Annotated in this window: 11 protein-coding genes; 7 read left to right on the top strand and 4 right to left on the bottom strand. The window is 62.8% G+C overall.

Going from position 1 to position 10286, the window contains the following annotated elements:
- The first annotated feature begins 162 nt into the window (after positions 1 to 162).
- The 3 genes from metX to metW are packed head-to-tail and all read left to right on the top strand — an operon-like array spanning position 163 to position 2287.
- The gene (gene metX, locus ACS0VV_RS01040) at positions 163 to 1266 is read left to right on the top strand and encodes a homoserine O-acetyltransferase MetX (RefSeq protein WP_483530889.1); all 1104 of its coding nucleotides are present in this window, start codon (positions 163 to 165) and stop codon (positions 1264 to 1266) included.
- Positions 1263 to 1703 (top strand): GNAT family N-acetyltransferase, encoded by a 441-nt coding sequence (locus ACS0VV_RS01045; RefSeq protein WP_483530890.1) that lies wholly within the window; start codon positions 1263 to 1265, stop codon positions 1701 to 1703. Before metX ends, ACS0VV_RS01045 begins: the two co-directional genes overlap by 4 nt.
- The gene (metW, locus tag ACS0VV_RS01050) at positions 1700 to 2287 is read left to right on the top strand and encodes a methionine biosynthesis protein MetW (protein WP_483530891.1); all 588 of its coding nucleotides are present in this window, start codon (positions 1700 to 1702) and stop codon (positions 2285 to 2287) included. Before ACS0VV_RS01045 ends, metW begins: the two co-directional genes overlap by 4 nt.
- Here metW and fghA read toward each other — a convergent pair.
- Genes fghA through ACS0VV_RS01070 form a run of 4 tightly spaced genes read right to left on the bottom strand, consistent with a single transcriptional unit; the run spans position 2284 to position 6080 of the window.
- Positions 2284 to 3123 carry an S-formylglutathione hydrolase gene (gene fghA, locus ACS0VV_RS01055; RefSeq protein ID WP_483530892.1) on the bottom strand — a complete coding sequence of 280 codons (840 nt, stop codon included), beginning with the start codon at positions 3121 to 3123 and terminating at the stop codon, positions 2284 to 2286. The two genes, metW and fghA, sit on opposite strands and share 4 nt — an antisense overlap.
- On the bottom strand, positions 3123 to 3518 hold the full coding sequence (locus ACS0VV_RS01060; protein ID WP_483530893.1) for a VOC family protein: 396 nt from the start codon (positions 3516 to 3518) through the stop codon (positions 3123 to 3125). The genes fghA and ACS0VV_RS01060 overlap by 1 nt, the downstream gene beginning before the upstream one ends.
- A 12-nt stretch (positions 3519 to 3530) precedes the next feature.
- Positions 3531 to 4637, bottom strand: coding sequence for an S-(hydroxymethyl)glutathione dehydrogenase/class III alcohol dehydrogenase (locus tag ACS0VV_RS01065; RefSeq protein ID WP_483530894.1), 1107 nt, complete (start codon positions 4635 to 4637; stop codon positions 3531 to 3533).
- Between the two features lie 12 nt (positions 4638 to 4649).
- Entirely contained in the window at positions 4650 to 6080 is a 1431-nt protein-coding gene (locus tag ACS0VV_RS01070) for an NAD-dependent succinate-semialdehyde dehydrogenase (RefSeq protein ID WP_483530895.1), read from the bottom strand.
- Positions 6081 to 6191: 111 nt separating this feature from the next.
- On the opposite strand from ACS0VV_RS01070, the gene ACS0VV_RS01075 reads away from it, so the two are divergent.
- From ACS0VV_RS01075 to ACS0VV_RS01090, 4 genes are all read left to right on the top strand, one after another.
- The gene (locus ACS0VV_RS01075) at positions 6192 to 6542 is read left to right on the top strand and encodes a hypothetical protein (protein ID WP_483530896.1); all 351 of its coding nucleotides are present in this window, start codon (positions 6192 to 6194) and stop codon (positions 6540 to 6542) included.
- A gap of 56 nt (positions 6543 to 6598) precedes the next feature.
- Complete coding sequence (locus ACS0VV_RS01080) at positions 6599 to 7270, top strand: glutathione S-transferase family protein (protein WP_483530897.1); 672 nt, start codon at positions 6599 to 6601, stop codon at positions 7268 to 7270.
- A gap of 273 nt (positions 7271 to 7543) precedes the next feature.
- Entirely contained in the window at positions 7544 to 7966 is a 423-nt protein-coding gene (msrB, locus tag ACS0VV_RS01085; RefSeq protein ID WP_483530898.1) for a peptide-methionine (R)-S-oxide reductase MsrB, read from the top strand.
- A gap of 110 nt (positions 7967 to 8076) precedes the next feature.
- Positions 8077 to 10209 (top strand): transglycosylase domain-containing protein, encoded by a 2133-nt coding sequence (locus ACS0VV_RS01090; RefSeq protein WP_483530899.1) that lies wholly within the window; start codon positions 8077 to 8079, stop codon positions 10207 to 10209.
- Positions 10210 to 10286: the final 77 nt, after the last annotated feature.

Here is a 10286-nt window from a genome sequence, read left to right on the forward strand (position 1 = left end):
AGGCACAAAGGCACAGAGAAGTCGCGCAACTCCTCTGTGCCTTTGTGCCTCTGTGAGCGCATATTGAATGCGGCTTCGCCGCTGGCGCAACGTATCGGGGCCTGCACTCCCCACGCGAACCGATTGACACAAACCAACACCTCCCCCAAGTCGCTGTCCGCCATGGCCAGTGCCGCAACCCTAGATCTCCAGCGCGTGACGCTGCCCCAGCCATTGCCGCTCGATAGCGGGCGTGAGCTTGTGGGCGTACAGGTTGCTTACGAGATCTATGGCGATCTGGCCGAAGACAAGTCCAACGCCATCCTCCTTTTCCACGCGCTGACGGGTGACCAGTTCGTTGCGAGCGAGCATCCCGTCACCGGCAAGCCTGGCTGGTGGGAACGGATGGTCGGCCCCGGCAAACCCATCGACACGAACCGTTTCCACGTCATCTGCGCCAATGTGCTGGGCAGCTGCATGGGCTCGACCGGCCCCGCGAGCACCGGCCCACGCGGCACGCCCTACGGCATGGATTTCCCCGTCATCACCATCCGCGATATGGTGCGCGCGCAGATCGCGCTGCTCGATGTGCTAGGGATCGGGACACTGCACGCGGTCGTCGGCGGGTCGATGGGCGGAATGCAGGCCTTGTGCTGCGCTGCCAATTGGCCCGAGCGCACCGCTCGCGTCCTCGCCATCGCCACCACCGCGCGCCACACCGCGCAGAACATCGCCTTCCACGAGGTCGGGCGGCAGGCGATCATGGCCGATCCCGATTGGCAGGGCGGCGCCTATTATGGCGGAACATCGCCCGACAAGGGGCTCGCCGTGGCGCGGATGGCTGCGCATATCACCTATCTTTCCGAACAGGGGCTGACCGACAAATTCGGGCGGCAATTGCAGGACAGGGACGCGAAAAGCTTCGGTTTCGACGCCGATTTCCAGGTCGAAAGCTATCTGCGCCATCAGGGGATCAGCTTCACCGACCGCTTCGATGCGAACAGCTATCTCTACATCACCCGCGCAATGGACTATTTCGATTTGGCGGAGGAGGCGGGTGGCCGCCTGGCCGATGCCTTCGCCAAGGCAAGCGATACGCGCTTCTGCCTCGTCAGCTTCGACACCGACTGGCTCTACACCACCGCCGATATGCGCGAAGTCGTGCACGCGCTGAACGCGGTCGCCGCACCGGTGAGCTTCGTCGAGCTATCCGCCCCCTACGGCCATGACAGCTTCCTGCTCGATGTGCCGGCATTGGACCGCGTGGTGAAGGGGTTCATCGAATGATTGCGCTGCCTGCCGGATACGAACTGGTGAGCGATGCCGACCGTATTGATCCGGTCGCCGCGCACGCATATCTCACGCGCAGTTACTGGTCGCCGGGCATCCCGCTCGAAATCGTCAGCCGCGCAATCGCGAACAGCCTCGTGGTTGCGGTGTCCAAGGATGGCAAACAGGTAGGCATGGCACGCGTGGTCACTGACCGCGCCACTTTCGCATACCTCGCCGACGTCTATGTGCTGGAGGAGCATCGCGGGCTGGGACTATCCAAGGCCATGGTACAAAACCTGCAAGACCATCCCGAGCTGCAGGGGCTGCGGCGCTGGGCCTTGCTTACGCTCGATGCGCATAGCCTCTACGAGCAGCTCGGCTGGAGCCTGCTGTCCCACCCGGAGCGCGGTATGGAACGCGTTTTTCCGGACATCTATCGGGTGCCCGCTTGAGGCTGCGTCCTGACCTCGCCAAGATTGCCAGCCTCGTGCCGCATGGCGCGCGGGTGCTCGATGTCGGCTGCGGTGACGGGGCGTTGATGGCGGAATTGCGAGACGGCAAGGGCGCGGATGCGCGCGGGATCGAGATCAATCCCGAAGAGGTCGAACGCGCGGTCGCCAAGGGGCTTTCCGTGGTGCAGGGCGATGCAAATCGCGACCTTGCGGACTATCCCGACAAGGCCTTCGACGTGGCGATCCTAAGCCAGACTTTGCAGACGGCAGAGCGGCCCGACTGGTTGCTCGACCAACTGCTGCGCGTGGGCCGCACGGCCTTCGTCAGCTTCCCCAATTTCGCCTATTGGCGGATGCGGCTCGCGCTGCTGCGCACCGGGCGGATGCCGGTGGTGCGGCACTTGCCCGAAAGCTGGTATGCGACGAAGAATATCCACCATCTGACCGTGGAAGATTTCCGCGATCTGCTCGCCGAAAAAGGTGTGAGCGTGGACGGCGCATGGTTCTTCGCCCGCGGGCGCGAGATTGGCGGGAGCAACGCCAATCTGCGCGCCGAGCACGCGGTTTTCAGGCTAAGCCGCTAACCCTTCAACCGTTCCGCGTGCCAGGCGATGTGGTCGGTGATGAAGGTGCTGACGAAGAAATAGCCGTGGTCATAGCCTTCGTGCATCAGCACGTCGGCCTCCATTCCCGCTGCGGCAATTGCATCGGTGAAAAGGTGCGTTTTCAGCTGTTCTTCCAGCCATTCGTCACCCGTCCCCTGCTCGACGCGGAGCTGTTCGATCCGCGCGCCATCCTCGATCAGCGCGACGCTGTCATATTCACGCCAAGCCGCGCGATCTTCGCCCAGATAGCCGGTAAGCGCCTTGTCGCCCCACGGGCAATTGAGCGGTGAGACGATGGGGGCGAAGGCTCCGGTCGAGCGGAAACGGCCGGGATTGCGGAGAGAAACGGTCAGCGCGCCGTGACCGCCCATCGAATGGCCGGAAATCCCCTGCCGCGCCATATCGACGGGGAAATTGGCGGCGACCAGTGCGGGCAGCTCTTCCTCGATATAGGCGCGCATATGGAAATGCTCGCTCCATGGTCCCTGCGTCGCGTTGACATAGAACCCCGCACCCTGGCCGAAATCATAGGCCTCGTCATCGGGCACACCGTCACCGCGCGGAGAGGTATCGGGGCACACGAAGATAATCCCGTGCTCGGCGCAGGCGCGCTTGTATTCGCATTTGATCATCGCGTTTTCATGCGTGCAGGTCAGGCCCGACAGCCACCAGATCACTGGCAGCTTTGCGCCTTCCGCGTGATCGGGGATGTAGATGGCAAAGGTCATCGGCGTGCCGGTGCTTGCGCTCTGATGCCGCCAGACCTGCTGCTCGCCCGCATAACAGCGCGCGGTGGAGATGTGCTCGATTGCCATCAGCCCACCCGGTGCAGACCGCAGATCTTGTGGCCATCGAGATCGCGGAAATAGCACAGATGCAGATCGCCCACAGCGCGCCCTTCGCGCAGGCCCGGCGGGTCTTCGACCGAATTCGCGCCATTGGCCACCGCGACATCGTGCAATTCCTTCACCTGCTCGGGCGAGGAGCAGGCAAAGCCGATGGTCATGCCGTTGGCGCAGGTGGCGGGCTCGTCATTGATCGGTTCGGACAGCATGAAGACATTGCCGCCATGCACAAACATCGCGCGGCGGTGGCCGGTTGGCGCATCGTTGAAACGCGGTGCGGGGGCACCGACAACCGCGAGGACTTTCTCGTAAAAGGCGGCGGCGCGGTCGAGATCGCTGGTGCCGATCATGATGTGGCTGAACATTTGGGTTTCCTCTCAATAAACGACGACGCTGCGGATGGTTTCGCCCGAATGCATCAGGTCGAAGCCTTTGTTGATTTCTTCCAGCGTCAGCCGGTGGGTAATCATCGGGTCGATCGCAATCTTGCCGTTCATATACCAATCGACGATCTTGGGCACATCGGTGCGCCCCTTCGCCCCGCCAAACGCGGTGCCGCGCCAGTTGCGGCCCGTGACGAGCTGGAACGGGCGCGTGGCGATTTCCTTGCCTGCTTCGGCAACGCCAATGATGATGCTGGTGCCCCAGCCTTTGTGGCAGCATTCGAGCGCGTCGCGCATCACATCGGTATTGCCGGTGCAATCGAAGGAGTAATCCGCGCCCCCATCGAGCAGTTCAACGAGGTGCTCCACCACATTGGCGGTCTCCTTGGGATTGACGAAATCGGTCATCCCGAATTTCTCGCCCCATTCCTTCTTCGCCGGGTTGATGTCGACGCCGACAATCCGGTCTGCCCCGGCCATTTTCGCGCCCTGGATGACGTTGAGGCCGATTCCGCCAAGGCCGAACACCACGACATTGTCGCCCGGCTTCACCTGCGCCGTGTTCACCACCGCTCCCACGCCGGTGGTCACCCCGCAGCCGATATAGCAGGACGTATCAAACGGCGCGTCAGTGCGGATCTTGGCGACGGCGATTTCAGGGAGGACGGTGAAGTTCGAAAAGGTCGAGCAGCCCATATAGTGGTAGATCGTCTCGCCCTTGTAGCTGAAGCGGCTGGTGCCATCGGGCATCAACCCCTTGCCCTGCGTCGCGCGGATGGCGCTGCACAGATTGGTCTTGCCGGAGAGGCACATTTTGCACTGGCGACATTCGGGGGTGTAGAGCGGAATGACGTGGTCACCCGGTGCGACACTGGTCACCCCTTCGCCAACTTCCCGCACGATCCCTGCGCCTTCATGGCCGAGAATGCTCGGGAAAATGCCTTCCGAGTCCAGCCCGTCGAGCGTGTAGGCGTCGGTATGGCAAATGCCCGTCGCCATGATCTCGACCAGCACTTCGCCGGCCGTGGGGCCTTCCAGATCAAGCTCGACAATTTCGAGCGGCTGCTTGGGTGCGAATGCTACGGCGGCGCGGGTTTTCATCGGACTCTCTCCTCAGCCTTCGTGGACGGTCTTGACCACCATGCAGGCGCGCACGCCCTCGGCGCCGTCTTCGCTGCCATAGCCTGACCATTTCACCCCGCCAAACGGCGCGTCGACGGTCGAGACGCTGCCGCCATTAATGGCGAGCATCCCTGCTTCGATATCGGCAGCGAGGCGGCTGCGGCGGGCGGGATCGCTGGTCCAGGCATAGGCGGCAAGGCCGTAAGGGAGGCGGTTGGCCTCTGCGATCATCGCCTCCTCGCCCTTCATGGGGTTGAGCACGGCGACAGGGCCGAACGGTTCTTCGTGCATGATCTTGGCATCGAGCGGCACTTCGGCAAGCACGGTCGGCTGGTGGAAGAAGCCCTGATTGCCGATCCGCTCCCCGCCCGCGAGCACTTGCGCGCCCGCTTCCTTCGCATTGGCGATGACTTTCTGGATATTCTCCAGCCCGCGCGCATTGGCCATCGGGCCCATATCGGTGCCGCTTTCCAGCGGATTGCCGACAGTCACGCCCTTCATCTTTTCGACGAAACCGTCGCGGAAGCGTTCGAACACATTCTCTTCGATCAGGAAGCGCGTGGGGCTGACACAGACCTGCCCGGCATTGCGCAGCTTGGCCTGGAACATCACCTGCACCGCGCGATCTACGTCGCAATCGTCGAAGACCAGCACGGGGCCGTGGCCGCCCAGCTCCATAGTGGTGACCTTGAGATCTTCCGCTGCCAGCTTCGCCAGATGCTTGCCCACCGGAGTGGAGCCGGTGAAGGTCAGCTTGCGGATGATGGGGGAGCCGAGCAGGTGTTCGCTCACATCGCTTGGTACGCCGAATACGCATTGCACGACGTCGCCCGGTACGCCTGCGTCCCACAATGCCTGCACCACCGCGATGCCGCTGGCGGGCGTTTCCTCCGAGGGTTTGACAATCGCCGAGCAGCCCGCCGCGAGCGCGCCGCCGATTTTGCGCATCACATTGATGGCGGGGAAATTCCACGGCGCGAAACCGGCGACGGGGCCGACCGGGTGATACTGCACTTCGGCGCGCTGGCCTTCGGGGCGCACCAGCGTGCGGCCATAATTGCGCTTGATCTCCTGCGCATAGAATTCGAGCAGATTGGCCGAATACATGAATTCCCCGCGCCCTTCGGCGAGCGGCTTGCCCTGTTCGGTCGAGAGGATTTCCCCCAGCTCGCCTGCCCGTTCGCGCAGCAGGTTGGCGGCTTTGGTGAGGATGCTGGCGCGCTTGTCGGCAGAGGTCTTGCGCCAGGTCTGGAAGCCGCGCTTTGCCGCTTCGAGCGCGCGGTCGAGATCGGCGCTGGTCGCGTGGGGCAGCTGGCCGAGAACCTCTTCGGTGGCAGGATTTATGACCTCCTCGCTCTTGCGGCCATCGCCTGAAAGCTGCTCGCCGTCGATCAGCAGGTGCAATGCGGGGTAATCGGTCATGTCTGTCTCCTCTTGGGCGCCCATATCTGTGGCTCGCCGCGCGAGCACAAGGGTGAATCTGGGGCGAATATGCAGCTTGGGTTCACTTGATAGGACTAGTAAGGGCAGGTGATGTTCCGAAGTCTTCTCGCTCTTACCCTGCTTGCCGCTCCCGCCACTGCTTTCGCGCAGGAGGCCGAGCCCGAATTGACGCTGGAGCAGCGGATGCTGCTGCGCTGTTCGGTGGCCTTCGCCATTGTCGCAGGCGCGCAGGAGCGCGAGGAGGAGCAGGCGCTGCAATATCCACCGCTGGCCGAAACCGGGCGCGAGTTTTTCGTTCGCGCGCTGGTGCGGGTGGTCGATGAAACGGGACTTCCGGCAGAAGCCGTTGCCGATATCGCCAGTGACGAAGCGCGCGCGATTCTGGCCGATGGCGCCGAATACCAGCTGATGCCCGTGTGCCTGCCGCTTTTGCCGGAATAAGTGTGCCCGTCCGGCTAGACCGGCGCGCACGCTTGCGGCAATAGCGTGTTACAACCATGTGGCATCTCTATCACTTCCCGCTCTGTCCGTTCAGCCGCAAGGTGCAGCTCTCTTTGGGCGAGAAGAAGATCGGCTATGATCTGATCACGCTCTATCCGTGGGATGCGGGCGACGATTTCCGCCGGCTCAATCCGGCAGGCCGTGTGCCGGTGCTGCACGATGCGGAAAAGCGGGTGACGCTGATCGATAGCCAAGCGATTTGCGAATATCTGGAAGAGACCGTGGCGGATCGCCCGCTGATTATCGGCTCCGCTCGCGCGCGGGCGGAAATCCGGCGGCTGGTGGCGCTGTATGACGAGACCTTCTTTGCCGATATCACCGGGCCGCTGCTGCACGAGAAGGTGAAAAAGCGGCTGGTGCTGCGCCAGTCACCCGATAGCCGCACTTTGCGGCAGACAACGCGGCTGCTGCACGAGCATCTCGATTATCTCGACTGGTTGGTGGACAATCGCCGCTGGCTGGCAGGCGCGCAGTTGAGCCTCGCCGACTTCGCCGCCGCGGCGCAGCTTTCGGTGGTCGATTATCTCGACGGGATCGACTGGACGGGCCACCAGAGCGCGCATGGCTGGTACCGCGTGATCAAAAGTCGCCCCAGCTTCTCGCCTTTGCTGCGCCAGAAAATGGACGGCATCCCGCCACCGAAGCATTACGCCGACGTCAACGCCTAGCTTGCGCCGAAGGCGCTTTACAGAGTTTCGCTCACAGAGGCACAAAGGCACAGAGATTGGCGGCTCTACTCCGTGCCTCTGTGCTTCTGTGAGCGTAAGAAGGAAGTTTTCACACAAAGACACGAAGACGACGAAGAGGGCATTCCTTCGCCATTGGCGGAACCTCTTCGTGTCCTTAGTGTCTTAGTGTGAAATCCTGCCTGCGGCGCCGAGTTTCTCGGCGTTGCAGGTTCTGGCGCCAAGCCCCATATCTTCGGTCAAAGGAGCACTCCGATGACTGAGAAGATGAATCTTACCGAAGCCGAATGGCGCGAGCGGCTTTCGCCCGAGCAGTATCACGTCCTGCGCGAAGGCGGGACGGAGCGGGCGTTCACCGGAAAATATGAAAAGAACAAGGCCGAGGGACTCTACAAATGCGCCGGCTGTGGGCTGCCGCTGTTCGATAGCGGCACCAAATACAATTCCGGCTCCGGCTGGCCCAGCTTCACCGCGCCTGCCGACCAGCAGAATGTCGATATGCATCAGGATACCTCGCACGGCATGGTGCGCACCGAAGTCACCTGTGCGCGCTGTTCCGGGCATTTGGGGCACGTCTTCCCCGATGGCCCCGGCCCCGAAGGCCTGCGCTATTGCATCAACTCCGCCTCGCTCGCCTTTGAGCCAGAAGACGAAGTTGGCGACAAATCCGGCGATTAAGCGAGAATTGGCGTTCACCCCGCATTATGATTGCATTATGCAGTGGCGGTTTTCGTCATATCGGGTGACGGGCAAGGCGCCCCTCGCCGCTGCGGAGTAGTGACAGGCTGATGGCCAGAGGCAGGAGCAGCGGCTCCACCACACCCAAGCGCAAGAAGCAGCCGGGCACCGGCTGGAAAGCGGGCCTGTGGCGCTGGACAAAGCGTCTGGTTCTGCTCGGCGTGTTTGTCGGCTTTCTCGGCATGATTGCGCTGTTCACCTCGGTCTATTTCGCCGCGCAATCCATGCCCAGCTTCTCCGAACTCAGGGAAAGCCAGAACGCGCAGACCATTCTGGTGCGCGCGCGCGACGGCTCCGAAATCGTCGAACTGGGGCCGAGCTATGGCCAGTGGCTGGAAGCCGACGAAATCCCGCAAGTGATGAAAGATGCAATGGTCAGCGTGGAAGACCACCGCTTCTATTCGCATTTCGGCGTCGATCCGATGGGGCTGGGCCGCGCGGTCTACAACGCCTTCAACGAAGACCGGCAGGTGAGCGCGACCAGCACGATCACGCAGCAGCTGGCGCGCAATGTGTTCTTGAATTCCAACCGCACGCTTGATCGCAAACTGCGCGAGGCGGTGCTGGCGATGGCGCTGGAATGGAATTTCACCAAGGACCAGATTCTCGAGCTCTATCTCAATAAGGTGTATTTCGGCGGCGGTGCCTATGGCATCGATTCCGCCAGCCGCCGCTTCTTCAGCCATCCGGCCACCGAGCTGAGCCTGGAAGAGGCGGCGATTATCGCCGGTCTGGTAAAGGCGCCAAGCCGCTATTCGCCCACCGCCGATGCCGAAGCGGCGGTGAGCCGCGCCAATGTCGTGATCGGGCAGATGGTGCGCTACGGCGATCTCGATCCGTCGGTCGCGCGCGAGGTGCAACTCGATTCGGTCAATCTGCGCGAGGTCGAGGGACAAACCTCGATCCGCTATTTCACCGACTGGGCGCTGCCGCAGCTCGACCTGCTGCTGACCGAGGAGACCAACGAGCCGATCGAGGTGTGGACGACGCTCGATGTCGGGATGCAGCGCGCGGCGACCACCGCAATCCAGAGCAACGCCCCCGATGGCGCGCAGGGCGCGATGGTCAGCATGGACCGCGATGGTGCGGTGCTGGCGCTGGTCGGCGGCACCGATTACGTCACCAGCAATTACAACCGCGCCACCGATGCGCTGCGCCAGCCGGGTTCTGCGTTCAAGCTGTTCGTGTTCCTTGCCGCGCTGGAAGCAGGTTATACACCCGAGGATATCGTGCAGGACGTGCCGGTGACGATCAATGGCTGGAGTCCGCGCAATTCGGGCGATTCCTATGCCGGCCAGATCGATATCCGCACTGCCTTTGCCTATTCGAAGAATTCGGTGGCGGCGCAATTGGGCAATGAAGTCGGCTTCTCCAACGTTGCCAGCATGGCGCGGCGGTTCGGCATCACCACCGCGATCAGCACCGTGCCTTCGATGACGCTGGGCTCCAACGAAGTGCGGCTGATCGACATGACCCGCGCTTTTGCGGCGGTGTCGGCGGGCGGCAACTCGGTCGAACCTTACGGCATTGTGCGCGTGACCACGGCGAGCGGGGAGGAGATTTACCGGCACCGCGAAGAGCGCAGCTATCGCCTCGTGCCCGATTATGTCGCCGCCGGGATCACCGACCTCCTGCAAACCGCAGTCGCCACCGGCACCGGCCGTGCCGCGCAGATCGGGCGACCGGTGGCGGGCAAGACGGGCACCACCAACACCAATCGCGACGGTTATTTTGTCGGCTTCTCCAGCGGCATCACCACCGGCGTGTGGATGGGCCGCGACGACAATGGCCGTGTGGGCGGGCTGCAAGGCGGCACCGCACCGGCCCGCGCTTTCGCCGCCTTTATGCGCTATGCCGTGCGCGATCGGCCGGTGGAGGAATTCGACACCGAGCTGGAACTGCCGCAATGGCAGCTGGAGCCGGACGAGGAATATTACGGCGAAGAAGGCGACTATTATTACTACATCGACGAGCAGGGCAATCTCGTCGAACCGGGCCGCACCAGCCGTCCGGGTGATAACGGCTTCGACGTTGACGGCGAACGCGGCGGTACCTCGCAAGACAAGCCGCCGCCAGCCGCCAGCGACGATTTCCTTGAGGAGGCGATCGGACGCGATATCCCGCGCGAAGCCCCGCAGCAGCGCCGCCTGAGCGAGGATTTGCGCAACGAGGAGCGGTTCTAGCGGCTGGCTTGCACGATTGATGGAGCATCAAAAAAGGCCCGGCTCTGCACGTGCGGAGCCGGGCCTTTTTGTCAGCG

This window comes from Aurantiacibacter sp. KMU-128 (assembly GCF_056933515.1).

Coding starts and splice junctions, on each gene's coding strand:
- ACS0VV_RS01045 (WP_483530890.1), top strand. CDS start 1,263: ATGATTGCGCTGCCTGCCGGATACGAACTGGTGAGCGATGCCGACCGT.
- ACS0VV_RS01065 (WP_483530894.1), bottom strand. CDS start 4,637: ATGAAAACCCGCGCCGCCGTAGCATTCGCACCCAAGCAGCCGCTCGAA.
- msrB (WP_483530898.1), top strand. CDS start 7,544: ATGACTGAGAAGATGAATCTTACCGAAGCCGAATGGCGCGAGCGGCTT.
- ACS0VV_RS01070 (WP_483530895.1), bottom strand. CDS start 6,080: ATGACCGATTACCCCGCATTGCACCTGCTGATCGACGGCGAGCAGCTT.
- ACS0VV_RS01060 (WP_483530893.1), bottom strand. CDS start 3,518: ATGTTCAGCCACATCATGATCGGCACCAGCGATCTCGACCGCGCCGCC.
- ACS0VV_RS01075 (WP_483530896.1), top strand. CDS start 6,192: ATGTTCCGAAGTCTTCTCGCTCTTACCCTGCTTGCCGCTCCCGCCACT.
- metX (WP_483530889.1), top strand. CDS start 163: ATGGCCAGTGCCGCAACCCTAGATCTCCAGCGCGTGACGCTGCCCCAG.
- ACS0VV_RS01090 (WP_483530899.1), top strand. CDS start 8,077: ATGGCCAGAGGCAGGAGCAGCGGCTCCACCACACCCAAGCGCAAGAAG.
- fghA (WP_483530892.1), bottom strand. CDS start 3,123: ATGGCAATCGAGCACATCTCCACCGCGCGCTGTTATGCGGGCGAGCAG.
- ACS0VV_RS01080 (WP_483530897.1), top strand. CDS start 6,599: ATGTGGCATCTCTATCACTTCCCGCTCTGTCCGTTCAGCCGCAAGGTG.